Origin of the sequence: Pseudomonas sp. L13, from assembly GCF_009935965.1 — a bacterium.
GTDB lineage: Bacteria > Pseudomonadota > Gammaproteobacteria > Pseudomonadales > Pseudomonadaceae > Aquipseudomonas > Aquipseudomonas lactis.
Map to the genome: position 1 here is coordinate 26996 of NZ_QODJ01000044.1, position 26487 is coordinate 53482.

The 26487-nt window shown below is 60.7% G+C and carries 26 protein-coding genes; 12 read left to right on the plus strand and 14 right to left on the minus strand.

Annotated elements, in window-relative coordinates:
* The first annotated feature begins 107 nt into the window (after positions 1 to 107).
* From DK871_RS20255 to DK871_RS20275, 5 genes are all read left to right on the plus strand, one after another.
* Positions 108 to 1601 carry an RNA polymerase factor sigma-54 gene (locus DK871_RS20255; RefSeq protein ID WP_003188580.1) on the plus strand — a complete coding sequence of 498 codons (1494 nt, stop codon included), beginning with the start codon at positions 108 to 110 and terminating at the stop codon, positions 1599 to 1601.
* A gap of 75 nt (positions 1602 to 1676) precedes the next feature.
* Entirely contained in the window at positions 1677 to 1982 is a 306-nt protein-coding gene (gene hpf / locus DK871_RS20260; protein WP_003171804.1) for a ribosome hibernation-promoting factor, HPF/YfiA family, read from the plus strand.
* Between the two features lie 10 nt (positions 1983 to 1992).
* Positions 1993 to 2457 (plus strand): PTS IIA-like nitrogen regulatory protein PtsN, encoded by a 465-nt coding sequence (ptsN, locus tag DK871_RS20265; RefSeq protein WP_161906414.1) that lies wholly within the window; start codon positions 1993 to 1995, stop codon positions 2455 to 2457.
* 2 nt (positions 2458 to 2459) lie between these two features.
* Complete coding sequence (gene rapZ / locus DK871_RS20270) at positions 2460 to 3317, plus strand: RNase adapter RapZ (protein ID WP_073524057.1); 858 nt, start codon at positions 2460 to 2462, stop codon at positions 3315 to 3317.
* A gap of 16 nt (positions 3318 to 3333) precedes the next feature.
* Positions 3334 to 3606, plus strand: coding sequence for an HPr family phosphocarrier protein (locus DK871_RS20275; RefSeq protein WP_161906415.1), 273 nt, complete (start codon positions 3334 to 3336; stop codon positions 3604 to 3606).
* A 118-nt stretch (positions 3607 to 3724) separates the two neighbouring features.
* Here DK871_RS20275 and DK871_RS20280 read toward each other — a convergent pair whose 3' ends face one another.
* The 6 genes from DK871_RS20280 to pmbA form a co-directional block, all read right to left on the minus strand.
* On the minus strand, positions 3725 to 4618 hold the full coding sequence (locus DK871_RS20280; protein ID WP_161906416.1) for a ZIP family metal transporter: 894 nt from the start codon (positions 4616 to 4618) through the stop codon (positions 3725 to 3727).
* 32 nt (positions 4619 to 4650) lie between these two features.
* Positions 4651 to 5262: a superoxide dismutase gene (locus DK871_RS20285; protein ID WP_044271631.1), complete on the minus strand. Its 612-nt coding sequence runs from the start codon at positions 5260 to 5262 to the stop codon at positions 4651 to 4653.
* Position 5263: 1 nt separating this feature from the next.
* Positions 5264 to 5692, minus strand: a complete 429-nt coding sequence (locus DK871_RS20290; protein WP_161906417.1) for a hypothetical protein — start codon at positions 5690 to 5692, stop codon at positions 5264 to 5266.
* Between the two features lie 27 nt (positions 5693 to 5719).
* Positions 5720 to 7096 (minus strand): lyase family protein, encoded by a 1377-nt coding sequence (locus DK871_RS20295; RefSeq protein WP_161906418.1) that lies wholly within the window; start codon positions 7094 to 7096, stop codon positions 5720 to 5722.
* Positions 7089 to 7484: a hypothetical protein gene (locus DK871_RS20300; RefSeq protein ID WP_032893559.1), complete on the minus strand. Its 396-nt coding sequence runs from the start codon at positions 7482 to 7484 to the stop codon at positions 7089 to 7091. The genes DK871_RS20295 and DK871_RS20300 overlap by 8 nt, the downstream gene beginning before the upstream one ends.
* A gap of 147 nt (positions 7485 to 7631) precedes the next feature.
* Positions 7632 to 8978: a metalloprotease PmbA gene (pmbA, locus tag DK871_RS20305; RefSeq protein WP_161906419.1), complete on the minus strand. Its 1347-nt coding sequence runs from the start codon at positions 8976 to 8978 to the stop codon at positions 7632 to 7634.
* Between the two features lie 108 nt (positions 8979 to 9086).
* On the opposite strand from pmbA, the gene yjgA reads away from it, so the two are divergent.
* Entirely contained in the window at positions 9087 to 9608 is a 522-nt protein-coding gene (yjgA, locus tag DK871_RS20310) for a ribosome biogenesis factor YjgA (RefSeq protein WP_003188568.1), read from the plus strand.
* 45 nt (positions 9609 to 9653) lie between these two features.
* On the opposite strand, the gene tldD is transcribed toward yjgA, so the two are convergent.
* From tldD to mreB, 8 genes are all read right to left on the minus strand, one after another.
* Complete coding sequence (gene tldD, locus DK871_RS20315) at positions 9654 to 11096, minus strand: metalloprotease TldD (protein WP_003188566.1); 1443 nt, start codon at positions 11094 to 11096, stop codon at positions 9654 to 9656.
* 16 nt (positions 11097 to 11112) lie between these two features.
* On the minus strand, positions 11113 to 11961 hold the full coding sequence (locus tag DK871_RS20320; RefSeq protein ID WP_094774472.1) for a carbon-nitrogen hydrolase family protein: 849 nt from the start codon (positions 11959 to 11961) through the stop codon (positions 11113 to 11115).
* Positions 11962 to 12009: 48 nt separating this feature from the next.
* A complete protein-coding gene (locus DK871_RS20325; RefSeq protein ID WP_161906420.1) occupies positions 12010 to 15825 on the minus strand; it encodes a YhdP family protein in 3816 nt (1271 codons plus the stop codon).
* Positions 15826 to 15903: 78 nt separating this feature from the next.
* The gene (gene rng / locus DK871_RS20330) at positions 15904 to 17361 is read right to left on the minus strand and encodes a ribonuclease G (RefSeq protein ID WP_003188562.1); all 1458 of its coding nucleotides are present in this window, start codon (positions 17359 to 17361) and stop codon (positions 15904 to 15906) included.
* Positions 17362 to 17430: 69 nt separating this feature from the next.
* Positions 17431 to 18027: a nucleoside triphosphate pyrophosphatase gene (locus tag DK871_RS20335; RefSeq protein ID WP_161906421.1), complete on the minus strand. Its 597-nt coding sequence runs from the start codon at positions 18025 to 18027 to the stop codon at positions 17431 to 17433.
* Positions 18028 to 18078: 51 nt separating this feature from the next.
* A complete protein-coding gene (gene mreD, locus DK871_RS20340; RefSeq protein ID WP_003188558.1) occupies positions 18079 to 18567 on the minus strand; it encodes a rod shape-determining protein MreD in 489 nt (162 codons plus the stop codon).
* Positions 18567 to 19670, minus strand: coding sequence for a rod shape-determining protein MreC (gene mreC, locus DK871_RS20345; protein ID WP_161906423.1), 1104 nt, complete (start codon positions 19668 to 19670; stop codon positions 18567 to 18569). The genes mreD and mreC overlap by 1 nt, the downstream gene beginning before the upstream one ends.
* Before the next feature lie 139 nt (positions 19671 to 19809).
* Complete coding sequence (mreB, locus tag DK871_RS20350; protein WP_002555108.1) at positions 19810 to 20847, minus strand: rod shape-determining protein MreB; 1038 nt, start codon at positions 20845 to 20847, stop codon at positions 19810 to 19812.
* A 210-nt stretch (positions 20848 to 21057) separates the two neighbouring features.
* Between mreB and gatC the strand changes: the two genes are divergently transcribed.
* The 6 genes from gatC (at position 21058) to DK871_RS20380 (ending at position 26284) form a co-directional block, all read left to right on the plus strand.
* Entirely contained in the window at positions 21058 to 21345 is a 288-nt protein-coding gene (gene gatC / locus DK871_RS20355; protein ID WP_003188556.1) for an Asp-tRNA(Asn)/Glu-tRNA(Gln) amidotransferase subunit GatC, read from the plus strand.
* Positions 21346 to 21361: 16 nt separating this feature from the next.
* Entirely contained in the window at positions 21362 to 22813 is a 1452-nt protein-coding gene (gatA, locus tag DK871_RS20360) for an Asp-tRNA(Asn)/Glu-tRNA(Gln) amidotransferase subunit GatA (protein WP_014716920.1), read from the plus strand.
* A gap of 10 nt (positions 22814 to 22823) precedes the next feature.
* Positions 22824 to 24269 (plus strand): Asp-tRNA(Asn)/Glu-tRNA(Gln) amidotransferase subunit GatB, encoded by a 1446-nt coding sequence (gene gatB / locus DK871_RS20365; protein WP_005784800.1) that lies wholly within the window; start codon positions 22824 to 22826, stop codon positions 24267 to 24269.
* Between the two features lie 157 nt (positions 24270 to 24426).
* Positions 24427 to 24798, plus strand: a complete 372-nt coding sequence (locus tag DK871_RS20370; protein ID WP_044271607.1) for a septal ring lytic transglycosylase RlpA family protein — start codon at positions 24427 to 24429, stop codon at positions 24796 to 24798.
* 50 nt (positions 24799 to 24848) lie between these two features.
* A complete protein-coding gene (locus DK871_RS20375; RefSeq protein ID WP_161906424.1) occupies positions 24849 to 25904 on the plus strand; it encodes a calcium/sodium antiporter in 1056 nt (351 codons plus the stop codon).
* Positions 25901 to 26284 carry a carboxymuconolactone decarboxylase family protein gene (locus DK871_RS20380; RefSeq protein ID WP_044271602.1) on the plus strand — a complete coding sequence of 128 codons (384 nt, stop codon included), beginning with the start codon at positions 25901 to 25903 and terminating at the stop codon, positions 26282 to 26284. Before DK871_RS20375 ends, DK871_RS20380 begins: the two co-directional genes overlap by 4 nt.
* Positions 26285 to 26487: the final 203 nt, after the last annotated feature.

Genomic DNA, 26487 nt, shown 5'->3' on the forward strand with positions numbered 1-26487 from the left:
TAGGCAAAGGCCCCGAGATCAGGCATATAATTTGCTTATGTTTGGCGCTCACGCGCCCTGTCGTGGATGGCGCATTGCGCCGGCGAATAAGGTGTTAAGCCCCTGCCATGAAACCATCGCTAGTCCTGAGAATGGGCCAGCAGCTGACGATGACACCGCAGCTGCAACAGGCCATCCGCCTGCTCCAATTGTCGACCCTGGACCTGCAACAGGAAATCCAGGAGGCCCTGGAGTCCAATCCGATGCTCGAACGCCAGGAAGAAGGCGACGACTTCGACAACGCAGATCCGCTGGCCGACAACATCGAGCAAAAACCCAATCCCGACGTGCAGGAACCCTCCTATCAGGAAACCGCCCCGACGGTGGACAACCTGGAGGAAGGCGACTGGAACGAACGCATTCCCAACGAGCTTCCCGTGGACACTGCGTGGGAAGACGTTTACCAGACCAGCGCCAGCAGCCTGCCGAGCAACGATGATGACGAGTGGGACTTCACCACCCGTACGTCGGTGGGCGAGAGCCTGCAGAGCCACTTATTATGGCAACTGAACCTGGCGCCGATGTCCGATACCGATCGCCTGATCGCGGTCACCCTGATCGACTGCATCAACAACCAGGGCTACCTGGACGAAACCCTCGACGAGATCCTCGAGGCCTTCGACCCGGAACTGGACATCGAACTGGACGAAATCGAAGCCGTCCTGCACCGCATCCAGCAATTCGAGCCCGCCGGCATTGGTGCCCGCACGCTCAGCGAGTGCCTGTTGCTGCAACTGCGCCAACTGCCGGCCAAGACGCCATGGCTCACCGAAGCGCAACGGCTGGTCAGTGACTACATCGACCTGCTGGGCAGCCGCGACTACAGCCAACTGATGCGCCGCATGAAGCTCAAGGAAGATGACTTGCGCCAGGTCATCGAGCTAGTGCAAAGCCTCAACCCGCGTCCGGGCTCGCAGATCGAGTCCAGCGAAGCCGAATACGTGGTGCCCGACGTCATCGTGCGTAAAGACAACGAGCGCTGGCTGGTGGAGTTGAACCAGGAATCGGTACCGCGCCTGCGGGTCAACCCGCAGTACGCAGGCTTTGTGCGCCGCGCTGACACCAGCGCCGACAACACCTTCATGCGCAACCAGTTGCAGGAAGCGCGGTGGTTCATCAAGAGCCTGCAAAGTCGCAACGAAACCCTGATGAAAGTCGCTACCCAGATCGTCGAACACCAGCGCGGTTTCCTGGAATACGGCGACGAGGCCATGAAGCCTCTGGTGCTGCACGACATCGCCGAAGCCGTTGGCATGCATGAATCGACGATTTCCCGGGTCACCACGCAGAAATTCATGCATACCCCACGGGGTATTTATGAGCTGAAATACTTTTTCTCCAGCCACGTCAGCACCTCCGAAGGCGGCGAATGCTCGTCCACGGCGATCCGCGCGATCATCAAAAAACTGGTTGCCGCGGAAAATCAGAAAAAGCCGTTGAGTGACAGCAAGATCGCTGGTTTACTGGAGGCACAAGGCATTCAGGTCGCCCGTCGAACCGTCGCCAAGTACCGCGAGTCCCTAGGGATCGCGCCTTCCAGCGAGCGTAAGCGGTTGATGTGACGGGCGGGCCACAGCGTTCCAGTGGTGGGTATTCCTGCCCACCGCTTTATGCACTGGCAACGAAGGAGAAGCTGTATGCAAGTCAACATCAGTGGACACCAGCTGGAAGTCACCAAGCCCCTGCGTGAATACACCGAGAGCAAGCTGAACAAGCTTGCGGGGCATTTTGACAAGATCACTAACGTGCAGGTCATCATGGAGGTCGATAAGCTCAAGCAGAAAATCGAGGCCACCCTGCACGTACCGAATGCCAAGCTCGTCGCCAATGCGGAACATGAAGACATGTACGCGGCAATCGACTCGCTCTACGACAAGCTCGACCGCCAACTCATAAAGCATAAGGAAAAGAATCTGCACCTGATGCAAGGTACAGGTCGTTAACTCTCCCCCCATGATCCGACTTGAAACCATCCTGACCCCCGGCCGTTCCCTTGTGAACGTGCCGGGCGGCAGTAAAAAGCGCGCCCTCGAACAAATTGCCAACCTGATCGGCCGCGAAGTGCCCGAATTGGACACGCAAGCTGTGTACGAAGCGTTGATCGCCCGTGAAAAACTCGGCTCGACCGGTTTTGGCAACGGTATCGCCATTCCTCACTGCCGCCTCGAAGGCTGCGATACCCCGGTCAGCGCACTGCTGCACCTGGAGAAACCCATCGATTTCGACGCCATCGACGGTGCCCCGGTTGACCTGCTGTTCGTTCTGCTGGTCCCGCAAGCCGCCACCGATGCGCACCTGGAACTGCTCCGGCAGATCGCCAGCATGCTGGACCGCAAGGATGTACGCGACAAACTGCGCAGCGCCCCCACCAGTGAGGCGCTGTACCAAGTTGTGCTGGATGAACAAAACGGGCAGTAATCATGCGTTTGATCATCGTCAGCGGTCGCTCCGGCTCGGGTAAGAGCACCGCCCTCAATGTGCTTGAGGACAACGGCTTCTATTGCATCGACAACCTGCCAGCCGGCCTGCTGCCAGAGCTGGCGGAACGTGCATTGATCCATACCGAATTGGCACAGCCACTTGTGGCTGTCTCGATTGATGCGCGCAACCTGCCCAGCCACCTCTCACGGTTCCCGGAACTGTTGGAAGAAGTGCGCGCCAAGCACATTCATTGCGACGTGCTGTACCTGGATGCCGACGAAGAAACCCTGCTCAAGCGTTTCTCCGAAACCCGTCGACGTCACCCCCTCAGCAGTGCCAACCGCTCCCTGGCCGAAGCCATCGAGGACGAGACCAAGCTGCTGGGGCCGATCATTGACCTGGCCGACCTGAAGATCAACACCACCCACCTGAACCTGTATCAGTTGCGCGATGCGATCAAGCTGCGCCTGCTGAACCAGCCTGAGCCGGGTACGGCGTTCCTGGTCGAGTCGTTTGGCTTCAAGCGCGGCATGCCGGTCGATGCCGACCTGGTGTTCGATGTGCGCTGCCTGCCCAACCCTTACTGGAAGCCGGAATTACGCGATCAGTCCGGGCTGGATCAGCCTGTGGTCGACTATCTGGCCGCGCAACCAGACGTAGAAGAGATGTTCCAGGACATCTCCAGCTACCTGCTCAAATGGTTGCCGCGCTTTGCCGCCAGCAATCGGGCCTATGTCACCATTGCAATTGGCTGCACGGGTGGCCACCACCGCTCGGTTTATTTGACTGAACGGCTGGGCCAGGTGCTGCAACAAACCCTCAAGAACGTCCAGGTTCGCCACCGCGACCTTAGCTGAAAGGAACACCACTGCGATGCCGGCTCGGGAAATTGAAATCATCAACAAGCTGGGCCTGCACGCCCGGGCGTCGGCTAAATTCGTTGGAGTGGCCGGGCAGTTCCCCTGCCAGATCCGTGCAGGGCGCACGCCAGAGTCCATGGTCGATGGCAAAAGCATCATGGCGATGATGATGTTGGCGGCCGGCAAAGGCACCAAGATCCATCTGAGTACCGAAGGTGAGCAAGAAGACGAAGCAATGGCCGCACTGGTTAAGTTGATCGACAATTACTTCGACGAAGGCGAATAACCCCTACTGTAGGAGCGAGCTTGCTCGCGAAAAACGTCAACGATAACGCGGGCATCCTGGTTTAACGCGGTGCTCTTGCGTTCTTCGCGAGCAAGCTCGCTCCTACAGGGAGCCATCCTCAGCCCAGCGCCGTATCCATCACCATCATCAGGCAAAACCCGAGGCACAGCCCAAGGCTGGCGAGCTTTTCATGGCCATTGCGGCGCGACTCGGGGATGACTTCATGAGTCACCACCAGCAACATTGCCCCGGCGGCCAGCGCCAGACCCAACGGCAACAACACTTCGGCAAGGCTCACCAGCCATGCGCAAAGCACCGCAAATACCGGTTCAACCAAGCCTGATGCAGCGCCAATCAAGAAGGCCTTGACCCGCGACATTCCCGCCCCAGCCAATACCAACGCAATCACCAGCCCTTCAGGGACATCCTGCAGGGCAATGCCCATGGCGAGACTATCGGCATCCGCCATGCCTCCGCCCGCCGAAACACCCACAGCCATGCCTTCCGGGATGTTGTGCGCAATGATGGCAAACACGAATAACCAAATGCGCGGCGGGATAACCGGTTTATCCGGTGTCCCCACCAGCATTTCCGGGCTGGCGCCGGAAACTTTGCGGTCCACAAGGTACAGGCCGAACGCCCCGAGCATGATGCCGAAGCTGATCAGGCCACCGGCGCCCCAAGGTGAAAGCCCCAGGCTTTCGGCGGCAGCGATACCCGGCACGACCAGGGAGAAAGCAGTCGCCGCCAGCATTACACCCGCTCCAAAGCCCAGCAGGGTATCGCTCAGCGCCATCGGCATGCGCCGAATCACCAACACTGGCACCGCGCCCAGCGCCGTGCCGAGCGCGCAGATCGCTCCGCCCTGCAACGCGCGCAGGATGCGTGGCTCCAGGTTCAACCAGGCCAGCCCATGGGCCACCCATAACGCAGTACCTGCCAATAGCAGCAGCGTGCCAAACGCATAACGAAACATTCGTACGCTACCGATCGCCAGTGTTTGAGTGCCCATAGTCGGCCTTAGATCTTGTTATGGAGTGAATTTCAGGCCAGGGCCGCCTGATAACGCGCGGCAACTTCCGGCCAGTTGATGACGCTATAAAATGCATTGATGTACTCGGGTCGTCGGTTTTGATATTGCAGGTAATAAGCGTGTTCCCAGACGTCCAGACCAAGGATGGGTGTATTGCCGCTCATCAACGGGCTGTCCTGGTTGCCGCTGCTTTCCACCACCAGCGTTTTCTGGGGCGTAACGCTCAGCCAGGCCCAACCGCTGCCAAAACGCGTCAACGCCGCCTTGGTAAACGCTTCCTTGAAGCTGTCGAAGCCGCCAAGTTGTTCGTCGATGGCCTTGCCCAGCGCACCCTCGGGTTTGCCGCCCCCTGTCGGTGACATGACCGCCCAGAACAACGAGTGGTTCGCATGCCCGCCTCCTTGGTTGACCACGGCGGCGCGTAATTTCTCCGGCAATGTTTGGACGCTGGAGACCAGCTTCTCCACCGGCCAGCCGGCGAACTCAGTGCCCTCGACCGCGGCATTGAGGTTATTGATGTAGGTCTGGTGGTGTTTGGTGTAGTGAATTTCCATGGTTTGCGCGTCGATATGCGGCTCGAGGGCGTCGTAGGCGTAAGGCAAGGCCGGCAAGGTATAGGTCATATCAATGTGCTCCATAGTGGGACGTGGACGTTGGCGTCGCAGCATTGCCCAGCAGCCGATGAGTGCGTGGGTATTCGCCGTGATCGCTGATGAAATTCAGCAGCTCGACGTAGGTCTTGCTGCTCTGGCGCAGCGCGGCCTCGCGCAATGACGGGCTGAGGCGTGGGTCCTGCATGGTCTGCAAAAGGCGCTGATGGATAGCGCACAGGTATTCCGCGCTTTCCTCAGGCTGGTTCAGGCGCAAGTGCAGGTCCGCCAGGTTGTGATGGGAAATGACGCAAGCCGCCACTGCTTCGTCAGCGTCTGCCCAGCGTTCGAATAACACTTGGGCCAAGGCCAGGGCTTGCAGATAGGCCTCGCGAGCGTCAACCAGCTCACCCGCCATAAAGCAGCGATTGGCCCGTTCGATCGTGCGTTTCCAGTGCTCCATGGAGAGCCTCCAAAGCAGGGTCGTTGATTACACGCCGCCAGCCGTGAGCTTTTCCGGGTCCAGCAGGACTTCCAGTTGGCTGCGAGGCAGGTCGGTGTGTTCGAGGGCGACATCGATCACCGGGCGGCCTTGCTGATACGCCTTCTTGGCGATTTCAGCGGCTTTCTGGTAGCCGATGATCGGGTTAAGTGCGGTGACCAGGATGGGATTGCGCGACAGCGCTTCCTTGAGCTTGGGCTCATTGACCTTGAAGCTGGCAATGGCCTTGTCCGCCAGCAACCGGCTGGAGTTGGCCAGCAACTCAAGGCTACTGAGCAGGTTCTGGGCAATGATCGGCAACATCACATTCAGCTCGAAGTTGCCCGATTGGCCGGCCACGGTGATCACTGTGTCGTTGCCAATCACCTGGGCGGCCACCATGGCCGTGGCTTCTGGAATTACCGGGTTGACCTTGCCCGGCATGATCGACGAGCCCGGCTGCAGCGCCTCCAGCTCGATTTCACCGAGGCCGGCCAATGGGCCAGAGTTCATCCAGCGCAGGTCATTGGCGATCTTCATCAGTGACACCGCCGTGGCTTTCAACTGGCCAGAGACTGCAACGGCGGTGTCCTGGGAGCCAATCAGCGCAAACAGGTTCTTGCCGGGCGTGAACTTCACCCCGGTCAACAGGCTCAGTTGCTGGCTGAAACGCCCGGCAAACTCGGGGTGCGCATTGACCCCGGTACCGACCGCCGTGCCGCCCTGGGCCAGTGCTTGCAGCGCCGGTAGCAAGTCCTGCAAGTGGCCGATATTGGCCTTGAGCTGCTGCGCCCAGCCGTTCAGCACCTGGCTCATGCGCACCGGCATGGCGTCCATCAAATGCGTGCGGCCGGTCTTGATGAACGGGCGAACCGCCTCGGCTTTTTGCTCGATGACCTGCACCAGATGCAGCAGGGCCGGCAGTGTTTGCTCGTGCAGCACCAACGCGGCACTGACGTGGATGGTGGTGGGGATGATGTCGTTGCTGCTCTGGCCGCAATTGACATGGTCATTTGGGTTGACCGCCTCGCCGAGCAAACGGCTGGCAAGGGTCGCGATCACTTCGTTGGCGTTCATGTTGGAGCTGGTGCCGGAGCCGGTCTGGAAGATATCCACCGGGAAGTGCTGCATGTAGTCGCCTTCCAGCAGGCCTTGGGCGGCATCGACAATGGCCTTGCCCTGCCCTTCGCTGATTTGCTTGAGGTCGACGTTGACCCTCGCGGCGGCGGTCTTGGCCAGGATCAGGGCGCGGATGAATTGCGCCGGCATGGCTTGATGACTGATCGGAAAATTATTCACGGCACGCTGGGTTTGCGCGCCATACAAAGCTTCTTGCGGGACACGCAGTTCGCCCATGCTGTCGCGTTCGATACGGGTGTTACTCATCATTAGATCCTTGCACCAAGTCAGAAACGGAAATCGAAGGCAGTAATTCGCAGCTCGCCAATTGCCAGGCAAAGGTCTGCCAGCGCTTGAGGCGGCAGGCACAGTGGGAGAGTTTTTCCAGGTCGCGCAGTGGCCGCCAGGCCTGGTCCAGGCACAGGGAGCGCCAATGCCAGGGCAAGGCGATATCGCTGGCGGTGTCGATCAACAAGCGAAAGGAGGTTTCAGCGATCGTCCACGGATGGGTTGCGGTGCAACACGCCAGGTACCGACCTTCGTTGAGGTAATGCTCGATCAGGCGGGGTTCATTGGGATCCAGGCCACAGCGAATCTGGCGGCTCATCCAGCGCCAGCTTTCCAGATAGGGATCCTCATGCAGGACAGAACTCATGAGCCACACTCACTCGGTAATGATATTTATTATTAAATGATATTGAGAATCAAAACAAGGGTAGCCCATTGATCCCACAAAAAGAGCTGCAATAAAAAAGGCGCGCCATCTTTGCGATGGCGCGCCTTTTGAGGACGTGCTGGAGGATTAGCTGCCAGCGACTGTCATGCGTTCGATCAGCACCGAACCCGTACGGATATTGCTGCGCAGTTCCAGGTCGTTACCCACGGCAACGATCTGCTTGAACATATCGCGCATATTGCCAGCGATGGTCACTTCCTGGACGGCGAACTGAATCTCGCCGTTCTCCACCCAGAAGCCCGCCGCACCGCGCGAGTAGTCACCGGTGACCATGTTCAGGCCATGGCCCATCAATTCAGTCACCAACAACCCACGCCCCATCTGCCGCAACAATGCCGCCTGGTCTTCATCGCCATGGGTCACGAACAGGTTATGCACGCCGCCCGCGTTGGCGGTGCTTGGCAGGCCCAGCTTGCGACCGGCATAAGTGCCCAACACATAGGACACCAACTCACCCTTCTCGACAAACGGCTTGGCATAGGTTGCCAAGCCATCGCCGTCGAACGAAGAACTGCCCATCGCGCGCATCAGATGCGGGCGCTCGTCGATGGTCAGCCACTCAGGGAACAGCTTCTGGCCGATGGCGCCTTCCAGGAACGAAGACTTGCGATACAGGTTGCCACCGGAAATCGCCCCCAGGAAGCTGCCGAATAAACCACCGGCCAACTCTGCAGAAAACAGCACAGGCACTTCGCAGGTCGGCACCGGGCGCGCGCCCAGGCGGCTCGCAGCCCGTTGCGCTGCACGCAGGCCAATGCTTGCAGGGTCTGCCAGTAACTCGCCTTGGCGGTTTACGTCGTACCAGTAATCACGCTGCATCTGCCCGTTGGCTTCGGCAATCATCACGCAACTGAGGCTGTGACGCGTGGAGGCATAACCACCGATAAAGCCATGGCTGTTGCCGTAGACGCGGCAGCCCTGATGGGTGCTCAAGGTGGTGCCGTCCGCATTCTTGATGCGGGCATCGGCATCGAAGGCTGCCGCTTCGCAGGTCAGCGCCAGCTCGATGGCTTGCTCAGGGGTAATATCCCAGGCATGGAACAGGTCGAAATCCTGCACTTCCTTGGCCATCAGCGCTTTGTCGGCCAGGCCCGAGCTTTCATCCTCGGACGTGTGCTTGGCAATCGCCAGTGCCGCGGCGACGGTCTCGCGAATCGCCTCAGGGCCACTGGCTGAGGTGCTGGCCGAGCCTTTTCGCTGGCCCGCGTACAAGGTAATGCCAAACCCTTGGTCACGATTGAATTCGACCGTTTCCACTTCCCGCTGGCGCACCGAAGTCGACAAGCCTTGCTCCAGCGACACCGCCACTTCACAGGCGCTGGCCCCTTGGCGCTTGGCTTCGGCAAGGATCTGCTCGACTTGTTCCTGCAGTGCCGGTAACGCTTGTGGACCGACGCTTTGGGCTGCACTCATGGTTTTCTCCACTCAAATTCTGCTTTCGGTAATGGCCATCGAGCGACCGGGCCGGACAAGCGGCCCCCGACTGGTTATCATGGCGGCGTTTCTTTGCGGACTGCCACCATGGTTGATTCTTACGACGACTCCCTCGATGGGGAGAAAAGCAAAACCCAGGTCAAACGTGAGCTGCATGCTCTGGTTGACCTTGGCGAGCGCCTTACAACGCTCAAAAAGGATTTGGTTGCCAAACTGCCACTGACCGACGAAATGCGTCGGGCCCTGGCCGATGCACCCAAGCACACCGCGAATATTGCGCGTAAACGGCACATCTCGTTTATCGGCAAACTGATGCGCGACCAAGACATTGACGCCATTCTGACTTTGCTCGATCAAACCGATGCCTCCACTCGCCAGTACAACGAACGCTTCCACAACCTGGAACGTTGGCGTGACCGCCTGATCTCGGGCGATGACGCGGTGCTGGAGAAATTCGTACTGGACTACCCGGACGCGGACCGCCAGCAATTGCGCTCCCTGATCCGTCAGGCCCAGCACGAGCTGGCGCATAACAAGGCGCCAGCCACCAGCCGTAAAATCTTCAAGTACATCCGTGAGCTGGACGAGACTCAACGCGGCCTGCGCTGATCCTCTTCCCCGGGTGGCGGTCTTCGCCACCCGAAGCTCCCGCTCCTACGACCCCGTGCCACCCACGGTGATCGCATCAATTTTCAAGGTTGGCTGGCCGACACCTACCGGCACCGATTGCCCATCCTTGCCGCACGTGCCCACGCCGCTGTCCAGCGACAGGTCGTTACCGACCATCGACACCTTGCTCATGGCTTCCGGCCCATTACCAATCAGCGTCGCCCCTTTGACCGGCGCAGTAATCTTGCCGTCTTCGATCAGGTACGCCTCGCTGGTGGAGAACACGAACTTGCCGCTGGTGATGTCCACCTGGCCGCCGCCGAGGTTGGCGCAGTAGATACCGCGTTTGACCGAGGCAATGATTTCCGCCGGATCGCTTTGGCCACCGAGCATGTAGGTGTTGGTCATGCGCGGCATCGGCAGGTGCGCGTAAGACTCGCGCCGACCATTACCGGTACGCGCCACGCCCATCAGACGGGCGTTGAGTTTGTCTTGCATGTAGCCCTTGAGCACGCCGTTCTCGATCAGGGTGGTGCATTCGGTCGGCGTCCCTTCGTCATCGACACTCAGCGAACCACGGCGGCCGGCCAGGGTGCCGTCATCGACAATGGTGCACAGCTTGGACGCAACCATTTCGCCCATGCGCCCGCTGTAGGCAGAACTGCCCTTGCGGTTGAAATCGCCTTCCAGCCCATGGCCCACGGCTTCGTGGAGCAACACCCCAGACCAACCCGAGCCCAGCACCACCGGCAAGGTGCCGGCCGGTGCCGGTATCGCTTCCAGGTTGACCAATGCTTGGCGCAGCGCTTCACGGGCATAGCCCATGGCACGGTCGTCAGCGAGGAAGTAACGGTAGTCGGTGCGCCCGCCGCCGCCATGGCCACCGCGCTCGCGGCGCCCGTTCTGCTCGACGATCACACTCACATTGAAACGCACCAGCGGCCGTACATCCGCCGCCAACCCACCGTCGGTGGACGCCACGAGGATGCGCTCCCACACGCCCGCCATGCTCACGGTCACTTGCTGGATACGCGGGTCCAAGGCACGGGTAGCTGCGTCGATACGCTTGAGCAGCTCGACCTTTTCCGCACGGCTGATCACTTCCAAGGGGTTATCCGGTGCATACAACTGGGCCACGTCCTGGGTACTGAACGCCTGTACCGTGCCATTCTGGCCGGCACGGGAAATCGAACGGGCGGCACGCGCCGCCAGGCCCAGGGCCTCCAGGGTGATCGCATTGCTGTAGGCAAAGCCGGTCTTCTCACCCGATTGCGCGCGAACGCCTACGCCTTGGTCAAGGTTGAAACTGCCTTCCTTGACGATCCCATCTTCCAGCGCCCAGGACTCGGAAATCTGCCCCTGGAAATACAGGTCAGCCGCATCGATACCCGGTCCGGCCAGATCGCCGAGCACGGTTTGCAGGCTTTCGATGGTCACGCCACCGGGTGCCAGGAGGTGATCACTGACTGAGGACAACAACTCGCTCATAGGTTTGGCCTTAAATTCATCGTTCTGAAGCAGGCCGCTGCGCGCCCTGCGAGAAAAAGCGCCGGTGATTGGCCACCGGCATGCGCGCCCGTATCGACGCCTGTTCACTGCTATCGCGTTCGGCCAGTAACACCGCTTCGCCTTGATCCTGTTGCGCCAGCACTCGACCCCAAGGGTCGACAATCGCTGCGTGGCCAAAAGTTTCCCGTGGGCCTGGGTGCACACCGCCCTGGGCGGCTGCCAGCAGGTAGCACTGGGTTTCGATGGCACGTGCGCGAATAAGCACATCCCAGTGCGCTGCGCCGGTCACCGCCGTGAAGGCCGAGGGCGCGGTAATCAGTTCAGCCCCCGCCGCGCGTAACTCGCTGTACAGCTCGGGGAAACGCAGGTCGTAACACACCGTCAACCCCACACGGCCCACCGGCGTATCCGCCACCACCACCTGGTTACCGAAAGCATAGTCGTCAGATTCGCGATAACGGCCGCGAGCATCCGCCACGTCCACATCAAACAGATGGAGTTTGTCGTAGCGAGCGACGATTTCACCCTGATCGTTGATCAGCAGCGAGCAAGCATTGGGCTTGGCGTGGGGCTGGTCCTTGGGCGGCAACGGCAATGTGCCGGCCACTATCCATAAGGTGAGGTCGCGGGCGGCCTGTTTCAACCAGGGCAGCACAGGCCCTTGGCCCAACGCCTCGGCGCGGCCAATGTCGGCCACGTCGCGGCGCCCCATGGCGGCAAAATTTTCTGGCAGCACCGCGAGTTTCGCGCCACCGGCCGCCGCCTGCTCCAGCAGGCGACGCGCCTGGGCGAGGTTGGCCAGCACGTCACTCTGGCTGACCATTTGAATTACCGCAAAGGACATGGGCCGACACTCCATACAGGGCATGGGGCCATGCTACTCCACAGGCTCTCAGTTTGGCTTTTCAAATGGCTTGTCGAAGGTGATTTTCGGATCCTTCCAGGGGCCTTGCACCTTGTATTGCACACTGGCAAAGCGCGAAACCCGGTCACCGATCAGCTTGTCGATCAAAAACAACGCACCGCCAATGGCCGGCGCGCCGACAATCAGCGCCGCAATCGGCAGATTGTTGGTCACAGGCAACGTGACCAGCAGCTTGGCGTCGACGCGATCGGCAACCAGATCCAGGGTGCCGTTAAGCTCCAGATTGGTGGAGGGCCCGGTCATGGTGATGGGCTCGCGGGTCACGAACACGCCATTACTGGCGGCCAACAAGCCTTTGACCCGGTCATAACTCAAGCCCTTGCCGAACAAGTCGGAAAAGTCCAAACGCAAACGCCGGCCAATGGAGTTGAAGTTAAGCAAGCCAAACACTCGCAATGCCTGGGCCCCGCCCTCCACTTCGACGAACTGACCTTTACGGAACGCGGCATCCAGGCTGCCGGAAAACCGCTTGGGCCCCACCCAAGCCGGCGAACCCGGCCAGCGGCCATCCACGTCCAGGTGGAAGTCTTCGCTGGTCACCGTGGGCGCAAACCCCCACCCCTTGAGCACGTCGGCAATGTTACGGCCATCGAGGCGGCCCTTGTACCAACTGCTGCTGGCGCCTGGCGCACCTTCCCACCCCCCGGCGCCCTTGAGCAACATGCCCTTGAGGCCAAGGTCGAGGTTATTGAAAGCCAGGCCCTTGGCGGTCGGGCGGATTCTCAGCGACCAGGCGCCGATCAGGTCCGAGCCCTGGAACAACTGGTCGACGGCAATATCCAGTGCCGGAATGCTCTTGGGGTCGATATCGGCCAGCGGGTCCGGCGCGTTTTCATCCGCCTGCGCGGTTGGGTCTGCCGCAGGCAATTTCACATACTTTAGGTTGACCGCAATCGGCGCGCCTTTGGCGTCCGGCAGGTTCACCGTGCCCTTGGCTTGCTGGCTATCGAGTTGCAGGCCCCAGGCTGCCGGCTTGCGATCAAGCTGCAAGCTGACCCGGTCAAACTGGGTACCAAACCCGGTCAGTTTGCCTACGTTGAAATCAGCGCCACTGAGCAGTTGCTTGGCATTGCCACCTGGATCATTGCCCGCGTAGCGATCCACGAGTTTCTTCCAGGGATCGATATCCAGTTCCGACAACACGCCACGAATGCGCAGGCCCTTGGCACCGGGCAACACGGCATCACCGTCGCCGAGGAACAGTTCGCCGCGGCCATCATTGAACTTGTCCGGCGGCGCGGCAAAAGTGAAATTCGCCAACTCGCCGTAATCAAACCAGTAACGGCGCTCAGCACCCTGCAAGGTCATGCGAAAGGTGCTGTCACGCCCCTGGCTGGCGGGCATGCCGAACGGTGCCGGCAGGTCCACCGCGACACCCTTGAGGTTGGAGTTGACCATCAACTGGCTGTCCGCGCCGTCCAGGATCACTTGCAACTGGTACGGAATATCGCCGGAGACCGGCAACGGCTGGCTGATTTTCAACCAGTCCGTAAGTCGCTTGACGGTGACCTGGCCATTGGCAGTCACCCGCGTGCTGATATTGCCCGGTTTGCCTTCGGCAAAGATCTGCGCCGTGATGGGGCGGTCGAACGCCTGGGCCGAAATCTTCTGCCCGCTCAGGCCCTTGGCGCTGTCGAAGCGAAAATCACCCTTGAGCTGGGTCAGGTCCAGCGGCGGTTCCGCCAATTGCAGGCGCGCCTTGTCAGTCTTGAAGTCCACCACGATCTTGGGCTCAGTGCCTTTGGCCAGCGGTACGTCCAAGTCCAGGCTACCTTGCAGGTCGCCCTCGCCTTTCCAGCCGGCGAACGTAGACGCCGTGCCGATAGGGGCTTCTTGAAGAATCTTCAGGCCGTCGCCCAAACCGCCGGAGAACCCGCCCGTGAGCAGCAGATGACTGTCCCCGCCCGCTGGGGCGTGAGGGATATTGACGTAGACATCCTTGACCTGGGTGTCGAGCAACTGGCCCTTGCTCGCCAGAATGCGTACACCGCTCTCCTCGACGAACACTTCCCCATTGACCTTGTTCACATGAGGCCAGCCGGGCTGGAAGGCCAGTTCGGCATCATGCACCTTGAAGAACAGGCTGATATTGCGCGACGCCGGCAGTGCATTGTGGCTGAGCGAACCCTGGTACTGGAAGAAGCCTTCGTCCACCGCACCCTTGAGGATCGCCGTGCGCAGCCATTCATCCAGCGCCGGGCTCAACACGGCCGGTAGGTACTTGGGAGTGAAACGGCCATCGCCATCGACCATGCCGACCCGCAGGTCCATGTAGTCTTCCTGGCTGTGGTCGAAATGCAGGCGAATCAGGAAGTCCGCCGCCACCTTCCCTTCCTCGCCCAGCACCTTGATGTACGGGGCAATCAAGGTGAAGCCTTGTTTGTCCAGTTTCCAGGTCAGGCGTGCATTGGCCTGGATGTACTGCCACGGCTTGGCGAAGATCGGATACAGATGCAAGGAAAAGTCCTTGCTGTCCATGCGCAACTCGCCCTGGCCCAGGTCGCCACTGATGCTGCCGGACACATTGCGTGCGGCCGGCGCGCCGAAGTACGCATCGAAGCCGACACGCTCCAGGTTGGCGGCAAAACTGAGTTTGCGGTCGGTGGTGTCTTGCGGTCGGAAGTCCACCAGCACATTGCGTAACAGGCCGGTGGCTTTGAGGTGTTCGACGGTCTTGGCGAAACCTTCCGGCAGCGGCGCCAAGGCGTTGAGCAGCGGTGTGATAGGCGTGAGGTCGAGACGATCGGCCTGCAACTTCCACACTTCCTGTTCCTTGTCGGTGGCCAGGCTCTGCTGCAATTGCAGGCGCGACTCCCAACGGGTTTCGCCAATATTCATCGCCAGGGAATCAAACAGCACCTTGAGGCCAGTGTCACTGCGCTGCAGGTAGGCGGTCAGGGCCAGGTTTTCGAGATGCACCGGCTTACGGTCGGCGTAGCTGCCCTTCACTTGGGGCGAATTGAGGCGTACCGCCGCGCTTTGCACCGTACCCTTGGCCCAACTGAGCCAAAACTCGCCGCCGGCCTTCAATTGCGTCAGCTTCCATTGCTGGGTCAGCCTGGCGGGAATCCACTTGGCCCAGTCGCTTTGCGGCAGGCTCAGGTAGGCATCGACCTCAGCGTCTTGCCACTGGCTCGCGCGGATGCGGCTACGCAGGCTGACCGCCAACGGCTGGCCGTCGGGCAATGTCAGGCGAGCGTCCAGGCGCTGCTGGCTCATGCCGGTATGCAGGCTCAGGCCCACGTAGGTCACGGTCACCGGGGCCTGATCGAAGGGTTGCAAGGTGACCTGGCTGTCCAGCACCGACACGCGCTTGACCATCTGCATGCGCGTCAGCAGCTGTTGCGGGTCCAACGGCTGATCGTCTTGTACCGGCAAGCCTTGCAGGGTCCAGCGGCCGTCCTGGTCTTCCTTGACGCTCAGTTGCAAGCCACTGACTTGCAGATGAACGATGCGCACTTCGCGGGCCAACAGGCTGGCCCACATATCCGGCACCACCTCCACCTGGTCCAGGCGCAAGGCACTGCTGCCCTCGCCGACCATGACGTCGTGGGCCAGCAATACCGGGGCAAACCCGCTCCAGCGGCCTTCAAGGCTACCGATATGCAGCGGCGTATCCAGCGCAGCCTGGGCCTTGGCTTCGACTTCGGCGCGATATTCGGCCACCAGCGGGGTCAGTTCGCGCCCCAGGCTCACGTACACCGCTGCCAATACCAGCAACAAGGCGCACAGGCCCAGGCCCCAACGGGTCAAAGCGGCAAAAAAGCGTATCAGACGCTCCATGTCAGGCGACCCTCAAAAAACAGTTAGCGGACGGCAGATCAAGGTCTGCCGGTCTCGAAGAAAGTGCACAGCTGGGGATCAGAGCAACACCACGTCGTATTGTTCCTGTGAATACATGGTTTCGACCTGGAAGCGAATGGTGCGACCGATAAAACTTTCCAGTTCGGCGACGTTACCGGACTCTTCGTCCAGCAGGCGATCCACCACCTTCTGATTGGCAAGTACTCTATAACCTTCGGCCTGGTAGGCGCGTGCCTCGCGCAGGATCTCGCGAAAAATCTCGTAGCAAACCGTTTCAGGGGTCTTCAACTTGCCGCGCCCCTGGCAACTGCTACACGGCTCGCACAGCACTTGCTCGAGGCTTTCGCGCGTGCGCTTGCGGGTCATCTGCACCAGGCCCAACTCGGTGATGCCGATGATGTTGGTCTTGGCGTGATCGCGCTCCAGTTGCTTCTCAAGCGTACGCAGCACCTGGCGCTGGTGCTCTTCATCTTCCATGTCGATGAAGTCGATGATGATGATGCCGCCCAGGTTACGCAGGCGCAGTTGACGAGCGATGGCGGTGGCCGCTTCGAGGTTGGTCTTGAAGATGGTCTCTTCAAGGTTGCGATGGCCCACGAATGCACCGGTATTGACGTCGATGGTGGTCATGGCTTCTGCCGGGTCCACCACCAGATAGCCGCCGGATTTGAGTGGCACCTTGCGTTCCAGGGCTTTCTGGATTTCGTCTTCGACGCCATACAGGTCGAAGATCGGCCGCTCGCCGGGGTAGTGTTCCAGGCGATCGGCGATTTCTGGCATCAACTCAGCAACAAACTGCGTGGTGCGCTGGAAGGTTTCCCGCGAGTCGATGCGAATTTTCTCGATCTTCGGGCTGACCAGGTCGCGCAGCGTGCGCAACGCCAGGCCGAGGTCTTCATAAATGACGCTGGGCGCGCCAATGGTCTTGATCTGTGCGTCGATCTGGTCCCACAGGCGCCGCAGGTAGCGAATATCCATGAGGATTTCATCCGCGCCAGCACCTTCTGCGGCGGTGCGCAGGATAAACCCGCCCGCTTCCTTGATGCCCTCGGCGGCGACGCAGTCGCTGACCACCTTCTTCAGGCGCTCGCGCTCGGCTTCATCTTCGATCTTCAGGGAAATGCCCACATGGGCGGTGCGCGGCATGTACACCAGGTAGCGCGAGGGAATCGACAACTGGGTGGTCAAGCGGGCGCCCTTGGAACCGATAGGGTCCTTGGTGACTTGCACCACCAGGCTCTGGCCCTCGTGCACCAGGGCGCTGATGCTTTCCACCGCAGGGCCTTCGCGCAGGGAAATTTCCGAGGCATGGATAAACGCTGCACGGTCCAGGCCGATGTCGACGAAGGCCGCCTGCATGCCCGGTAATACGCGCACCACCTTGCCCTTGTAGATATTGCCGACGATTCCGCGTTTCTGGGTGCGCTCGACATGCACTTCTTGCAGAACACCGTTCTCTACCACCGCCACGCGCGATTCCATCGGCGTGATATTGATCAGAATCTCTTCACTCATGGCTGGGTCTCGTTCAGGCGTTTTCACAATAGTGACCGGTCGCTTAAGGCTGGCGCTGGAATACGGCGTTCAGCACACGGTAAGGTTTTGCCAACAGGGTATGCCGAATTGGGCAAGCAGTTGCGCGGTTTCGCAGACGGGCAGGCCCACCACGGCGGAATAACTGCCATTAAGCCCGGCCACAAACACCGAACCCAGCCCTTGGATAGCATAGCCGCCGGCCTTGTCCTGCGGTTCGCCACTGTGCCAGTAGGTGGTAGCCTCCTGCACAGAAACCTCGCGGAAACGTACACGGCTGCTGACACATCGGGTTTCACATTGCTGGCCGTCGGTCAGGGCAACGGCGGTAAGCACTTCATGCTCACGACCGGAAAGGGCCATCAGCATGGCCAGCGCATCGGCCTGGTCCACCGGCTTGCCCAGGATCCGCCCATCCACGATCACCGCCGTGTCGGCCCCTAGTACGCAGATGCCCGAGGTGTGGCCAAGCGCAACAAAACCCGCCGTCGCCTTGCCTCGCGCAAGGCGCTCGACATAGGCAACGGCAGGTTCGTCGTTCAGGGGCGTTTCATCAATAGCGGCGCTGATCAGGGTGAAGGGCACACCGATCTGGGCCAGCAGTTCACGTCGCCGCGGGGAGCCCGAGGCCAGATAAAGCGAATTCATTGCAGCCTCTCCCTGTGGGGTTCGATAACCAGGCAGAGCCTCGCAATCCATTCAATTGATTTTATAGCGACGACGCAGCCCACGCAGGCCAAAACTGATCCAGGGCCACAACAAGGCACTAACCAGCGCCGGCAAGACCAGCGCCAGGGTCGGCTGGCGATTGCCGGTCAACGCGCTGAGCCACAGTTGCACCAACTGCGCCAGGCCGAAGATCACCAGGATAACCAGGCATTGCTGCCACATCGGAAACATGCGCAAGCGCTGCTGCAGCGACAGCACCAAGAAGGTGATCAGGGTGAGGATCAACGCGTTCTGGCCCAGCAAGGTGCCATACAGCACATCTTCGGCCAACCCCAGGCACATCGCCGTGACCATGCCCACCTTGTGCGGCAGGTTCAATGACCAGAACGCCAGCAACAAGGCCAGCCAGAGCGGGCGCAGGATTTCCATGAACTGCGGCAGCGGCGAGACGCTGAGCAGCAAGCCGATGGCGAAGGTCAGCCAGACGATCCAGCCATTGCGCGAATGAGTACCGGCCATTATTCCTCCCTCTGCCGTGTAGTGGCCGGAGCGGTGCTCGGCGTAGTGGCCGGGGGTTTGGCTGCCGCTGGCTTAGCCGGGCGCGCGTTGTGCGCCGCAGGTTTGGCCGGGGTTGCCACAGGTGCTGCCGTTGCCGGCGCAGGTGACGTCGCTGGCGCGGGTGCAGGCGGACCAACAAAAGCAGGTTTGGGCACCGTGGCCGGCACGATAGGCGCTGTGCCGTTCTGCTGGTCTTCCGCTTCCTGGGCCTGGGCGGCGTCATTGGCACGCTCTTCCGGGGTACGGTTGTCGCTGAACACCAACAGCAGGTAACGGCTGCGGTTCAGCGCGGCAGTCGGTACCGCCCGAACGATAGCGAACGGCTGGCCGGAATCGTGGATCACTTCCTTGACCGTCGCCACCGGATAGCCGGCCGGGAAGCGCTGGCCCAGGCCAGAGCTGACCAGCAGGTCGCCTTCCTTGATGTCCGCAGTGTCGGCCACATGGCGCAGTTCCAGGCGTTCCGGGTTGCCGGTGCCGCTGGCAATTGCGCGCAGGCCGTTACGGTTGACCTGTACCGGAATGCTGTGGGTCGTGTCCGTCAGCAACAGCACCCGCGAGGTGTAGGGCATCAACTCGACCACCTGGCCCATCAGGCCACGGGCGTCGAGCACCGGCTGGCCAAGCACCACACCGTCGCGCTCACCCTTGTTGATGATGATGCGGTGGGTAAAGGGGTTGGGGTCCATGCCGATCAGCTCGGCCACTTCGACCTTTTCGTTGACCAGTGCGGAAGAATTGAGCAACTCGCGCAGCCGAACGTTCTGCTCGGTGAGGGCCGCCAGCTTCTGCATGCGCCCCTGCAACAGCAGGTTTTCAGTCTTGAGTTTTTCGTTCTCGGCGACCAGTTCGGTGCGGCTGCCAAATTGGCTGGACACACCCTGGAAGAGACGTTGCGGCAGGTCGGTGATCCAGTAGGTCTGCATCAACACCAGCGACATCTGGCTACGCACCGGCTTGAGCAGTGCAAAGCGGGCATCGACCACCATCAGCGCGACCGAAAGCACGGTCAGCACCAATAAGCGCACACCCAATGAGGGGCCTTTGGCGAAAAGCGGTTTAATAAGCCGCTCCTCCCAGGCAAATGTTCTCTTTATTCATACGGCATCAAACCGGCCTGGATGCAGATTGAAGAAGATAAACGCCAACAGGCAGCACTGCAAAGTGCTGCCTGCCGACGAAGCATGAACCATCCAGGCAATCTTATTCGCTGGAGAGCAGGTCCATGGTGTGTTTATCCATCATTTCCAGCGCACGACCACCGCCACGGGCAACACAGGTCAGCGGGTCTTCGGCGACGATCACCGGCAGGCCGGTTTCCTGGGCCAGCAACTTGTCGAGGTCGCGCAGCAAGGCGCCACCACCGGTCAGTACCAGGCCACGCTCGGCGATATCGGAAGCCAGCTCCGGCGGCGATTGCTCCAGGGCGCTTTTCACGGCCTGAACGATGGTGGCCAGGGACTCTTGCAGAGCCTCCAGCACTTCATTGGAGTTCAGGGTGAAAGCACGTGGAACGCCTTCGGCCAGGTTGCGACCGCGCACATCGACTTCGCGCACCTCACCGCCTGGGTAAGCGGTGCCGATTTCCTGCTTGATGCGCTCGGCGGTGGATTCGCCGATCAGGCTGCCGTAGTTACGACGCACATACGTGATGATCGCTTCGTCGAAGCGGTCGCCACCCACGCGTACGGACTCGGCATACACCACACCGTTCAGGGAAATCAGGGCGATCTCGGTAGTACCACCACCGATATCCACCACCATCGAACCGCGTGCTTCCTCAACCGGCAGGCCGGCACCGATCGCAGCGGCCATCGGCTCTTCGATCAGGAAGACTTCACGGGCACCGGCGCCAAGGGCCGATTCACGGATGGCGCGACGCTCAACCTGGGTGGACTTGCACGGAACGCAGATCAGCACGCGAGGGCTGGGCTGCAGAAAACTGTTTTCGTGAACTTTGTTGATGAAGTACTGCAGCATCTTTTCGCAGACGCTGAAATCGGCGATCACGCCATCCTTCATCGGACGAATGGCAGCAATATTGCCTGGTGTACGGCCGAGCATGCGCTTGGCCTCGGTGCCAACGGCAACGACACTTTTCTGATTACCATGGGTCCGAATGGCCACAACCGATGGCTCATTCAGAACGATACCGCGCTCGCGCACGTAAATAAGGGTGTTGGCAGTGCCCAGGTCAATGGAGAGATCGCTGGAAAACATGCCACGCAGTTTCTTGAACATGGGGAAAGGACCCTAGGCAACGCGTGGGTAAAAAAGTGCGGCAAACTCTAACAACGACAGGGATTTTGGGCAAGGCGCCAATGTGCTAAATTGGCCGACTTTCTGTGCACCAACCCCCACAATCGCGGCCTTATGACCGTAGAAATGCGGTAGTGTTCCGACAATCTAACACACGGACGCCCTCCGTTCTGTTTTCCACTGGAGAATCCCATGGCGCTTGAACGCTCCGACGTGGAAAAAATCGCACATTTGGCCTCGCTTGGCCTTAATGATGCCGATCTTCCACAGACCACCGCAGCCCTGAACAGCATTCTCGGGCTGGTCGACCAAATGCAAGCCGTGAATACCGACGGCATCGAGCCCCTGGCTCACCCACTGGAAGCCAGCCAGCGCCTGCGCGCAGACGTCGTGACCGAACGCAATAATCGCGAGGCCTACCAGTCCATCGCGCCAGCGGTCGAAAACGGCCTGTACCTGGTTCCGAAAGTCATCGACTAAAGGGAAAGAGCCTTTCATGCATCACATGACTCTGGCCGAGATCGCCCGTGGTCTCGCCGACAAATCGTTTTCCAGCGAAGAGCTGACCCAGACCTTGCTGGCGCGTATCGCCGCGCTCGATCCGAAGGTCAACAGCTTCATCAGCCTCACCGAGGAGCTGGCCCTGAGCCAGGCCAAGGCCGCCGACGCCCGTCGCGCCAACGGTGAGAACGGCGCGCTGCTTGGCGCACCGATCGCCCACAAGGACCTGTTCTGCACCCAGGGCATTCGCACCAGCTGCGGCTCGAAGATGCTCGACAACTTCAAGGCGCCCTACGACGCCACTGTGGTCGCCAAGCTGGCCGCTGCCGGGGCCGTGACCCTGGGCAAGACCAACATGGACGAATTCGCCATGGGGTCGGCCAACGAGTCGAGCTACTACGGCGCGGTGAAAAACCCGTGGAACCTGGAACACGTACCGGGCGGTTCGTCCGGTGGCTCGGCTGCGGCCGTGGCTGCGCGCTTCCTGCCCGCCGCTACCGCCACCGACACCGGCGGTTCGATCCGCCAGCCAGCTGCGTTCACCAACCTCACCGGCCTGAAGCCGACCTACGGTCGCGTTTCCCGCTGGGGCATGATCGCCTACGCCTCAAGTCTCGATCAGGGCGGCCCTCTGGCACGCACGGCTGAAGACTGCGCAATATTGTTACAAGGCATGGCAGGCTTCGATAAACAGGACTCCACCAGCATCGACGAGCCAGTGCCGGACTACAGCGCCAGCCTGAACACTTCGATCAAGGGCCTGCGCATCGGCGTGCCGAAGGAATACTTCAGCGCCGGCCTCGACCCGCGTATCGCCGAGCTGGTGCAAAACAGCATCAAGGAGCTGGAAAAGCTGGGCGCCGTGATCAAGGAAATCAGCCTGCCGAACAACCAGCACGCGATTCCCGCCTACTACGTGATCGCGCCAGCAGAGGCGTCTTCCAACCTGTCGCGTTTCGACGGCGTGCGCTTCGGCTACCGCTGCGAGAACCCGAAAGACCTCACCGACCTGTACAAACGCTCCCGTGGCGAAGGCTTCGGCAGTGAAGTGCAACGCCGGATCATGGTCGGCGCCTACGCCCTGTCGGCCGGCTACTACGACGCGTACTACCTCAAGGCGCAGAAAATCCGTCGCCTGATCAAAAACGACTTCATGGCCGCCTTTGAAGAAGTCGATGTGATCCTCGGCCCGACCGCGCCGAACCTGGCGTGGAAGATCGGCGCCAAGACCGGCGACCCGATCGCCGAGTACCTGGAAGACCTCTACACCATCACCGCCAACCTCGCGGGCTTGCCGGGCTTGTCCATGCCCGCAGGTTTCGTCGATGGCCTGCCGGTGGGCGTGCAATTGCTCGCCCCGTATTTCCAGGAAGGCCGCCTGCTCAATGTGGCGCACCAGTACCAGTTGAACACCGACTGGCACACCCGCACCCCTACCGGCTTCTGAGGAGAACACTATGCAATGGGAAGTTGTGATCGGGCTGGAGATTCATACCCAGCTCGCCACCCAATCGAAGATTTTCTCCGGTAGCGCCACCACGTTCGGCTCTGAGCCCAATACCCAGGCCAGCCTGGTAGACCTGGGCATGCCCGGCGTGCTGCCGGTGCTGAACCAGGAAGCGGTGCGCATGGCGGTGATGTTCGGCCTGGCGATTGACGCCGAGATCGGCCAGCACAACGTGTTTGCGCGCAAGAACTACTTCTACCCGGACCTGCCCAAGGGCTATCAGATCAGCCAGATGGAACTGCCGATTGTCGGCAAGGGCCACCTGGACATTCCTCTGGAAGACGGCACCATCAAGCGCGTCGGCGTGACCCGTGCGCACCTGGAAGAAGACGCAGGCAAAAGCCTGCACGAAGAATTCCCGGGCGCGACCGGCATCGACCTGAACCGTGCCGGCACGCCGCTGCTGGAAATCGTGTCCGAGCCGGACATGCGCAGCGCCAAGGAAGCCGTGGCCTACGTCAAGACCATCCACGCACTGGTGCGCTACCTGGGCATCTGCGACGGCAACATGGCCGAAGGCTCGCTGCGTTGCGACTGCAACGTATCGATCCGTCCCAAGGGCCAGGTCGAGTTCGGCACCCGCTGCGAGATCAAGAACGTCAACTCCTTCCGCTTCATCGAGAAGGCGATCAACAGCGAAGTGCGTCGCCAGATCGAGCTGATCGAAGACGGCGGCAAGGTGATCCAGCAAACGCGCCTGTACGACCCGAACAAAGACGAAACCCGCGCCATGCGCAGCAAAGAGGAAGCCAACGACTACCGTTACTTCCCCGACCCGGACCTGTTGCCGGTAGTGCTGGAGGACTCGTTCCTCAATGATATCCGCGCCACCCTGCCGGAGTTGCCGCAGCAAAAACGCGAGCGTTTCCAGGAGCAGTTCGGCCTGTCCGTCTACGATGCCAGCGTTCTGGCCTCCAGCCGTGAGCAAGCCAACTACTTCGAAAAAGTCGTAAGCATTGCCGGCGACGCCAAGCTGGCGGCCAACTGGGTGATGGTCGAGCTGGGCAGCCTGTTGAACAAACAGGGCCTGGAAATCGATGAAGCGCCGGTCACCGCCGAGCAACTGGGCGGCATGCTACTGCGCATCAAGGACAACACCATCTCCGGCAAAATTGCCAAGACCGTGTTCGAAGCGATGGCCGCCGGTGAAGGCAATGCCGACGAGATCATCGAGAAGCGTGGCCTCAAGCAAGTCACCGACAGCGGCGCCATCTCGGCCGTACTCGATGAAATGCTCGCGGCCAATGCCGAGCAGGTCGAGCAATACCGCGCGGCAGACGAAGCCAAGCGCGGCAAGATGTTCGGCTTCTTTGTCGGCCAGGCGATGAAAGCCTCCAAGGGCAAAGCCAACCCGCAACAGGTGAACGAACTGCTCAAAAGCAAGCTCGAAGGCTGATTGCAGTGAAATGGTTGGAGTGGAGTTTCACCTACACCCCGACCTTTTGTGGGAGCTGGCTTGCCTGCGATTCAGGCACCTCGGTGTTTCAGTTACACCGAGCCGACGCTATCGCAGGCAAGCCAGCTCCCACATTTACATCTGGGACTTCCCGACAATGAAGCGTCTACTCGGTCTACTGGCCTTGTCCTCCCTGCTGGCCGGTTGCGCCAGCGGCCTCATCGACCCCAACGGCTACGACGAAACCGGCACCGCGTCCTATTACGGCGCCAAGCACCATGGCAAGAGAACTGCCAGCGGTGAACCTTTCAACCAGAACGCCTTGACCGCCGCCCATCGGCGCCTGCCCTTCGGCACCCAGGTCAAGGTGACCAACCTCGACAACAACCGTTCTGTCGTGGTGCGTATCACTGATCGCGGCCCGCACACCCGTGGCCGCCTGATCGACCTTTCACGCAAGGCTGCCGAGCAACTGCGCATGCTGAGCAGCGGCACCGCGCGGGTTCGCGTGCAAGCCTTGAACAACTGATCGAGGCAGCCTTGAGCATTTTCGGATTGAACGCCCTCTCGCCCTGGAGCCTGCTCGAACTGGTGGGCGGCCTGATATTGCTGATCGTCGGCGCTGAAATCCTGGTGCGCGCTGCGGTGCGCCTGGCGGCCAGCCTCAAGGTGCGGCCACTGATCATCGGCTTGAGCATCGTCGCCTTCGGCAGCAGTGCGCCACAGATGACCGTGAGCCTGCAGGCCACGCTGGCTGGCAATACGGACATTGCCGTGGGCAGCGTCATCGGCAGCAGCATCTTCAATATCCTCGTGACCCTGGGCTTGTCCGCACTGATCATTCCACTGCGAGTCTCGCGGCAGCTGGTGCGCGTGGATATCCCGGTGATGATCGTCGCCGGCCTGCTGGTGTTTATCCTGGCCGCCAATGAAATGCTGACGCCCTTCGATGGCGCCGTGCTACTGGTGGCGCTGCTGGCCTACCTGGGCGTATTGCACTACCAGACGCGGCATTCCCGCCGCCCACGCACCCTCGACACCGTGACCAAGGCGCCATGGCTGAGCAGTGTGCTGCTGATGCTCGGCGGCTTGCTGGTGCTGGTGCTGGCCGGGCATTTGTTACTCGGCGCAGCGGTGGACGTGGCGGGCGACCTGGGCCTGTCGGAGCGCGTCATCGGCCTGACGCTGATCGGCGTCGGCACCTCGCTGCCGTGCCTGGCCACGTCGCTGATCGCCGCCTTGCGTGGCGAACGGGAGATCGCCGTGGGCAACGTGATCGGCAGCAACCTGTTCAACCTGCTCGGCGTGCTGGGGTTTACCGCCCTGGTGGCGCCGACGCCGCTGTCGGTCTCGCCCAACGCCCTGGACTTCGATTTACCGGTGATGCTCGGCGCCATCATCCTGTGCCTGCCGGTGTTTTATACCGGCTACCGGGTAACGCGCATCGAAGGGCTGGTGTTGCTGGGGCTGTACCTGGCCTACGGCCTGCATGTCATGGCCTTCACCACTGGCATGCCGCTGGCCAACAAACTTGAACAATTGATGCTGTATTACGTCCTGCCGGCGTTAGGCGCTCTGCTGTTATTCACCTCACTGCGCGCCTGGCACCGCCAACACCAGAGGGAATCGCAATGACCGATCAGAAAAAGCCAGGGGTTGAAGTACGTCGCCAGGTCATGGGCGATGTGTTCGTCGACCGCGCCCTGGGCAATGCCACGGCGTTCACCCAACCGCTGCAGGACTTCGTCAATGAGCACGCGTGGGGCAGCGTCTGGAACCGCGAAGGTTTGCCACTCAAGACCCGCAGCCTGATCACCCTCGCCGCCCTCACCGCCCTCAAGTGCCCGCAGGAACTCAAGGGGCATGTGCGCGGTGCGCTGAATAACGGCTGTACGGTTGAGGAGATTCGCGAAGCGCTGCTGCATTGCGCGGTGTATGCCGGAGTGCCGGCGGCGATTGATGCATTTCGGGCGGCGCAGGAAGTGATTGAGGCGTATCAGGCCGATCAGCAGTGACTGCCAGATAGCTATCGCAGGCAAGCCAGCTCCCACACTTGAAGGTATTCACACTTCCACATGTGGGAGCAGGCTTGCCTGCGATGGCCATAGGTATCTACACAACTTTGTGGGTTGTAACTGCAGACGGTAACCACGATGCGAAGCGAGTCGCTCTTGATCTGCTTTTGATCTTGATCTCAGGCGCCCCGTTAAACCACGCT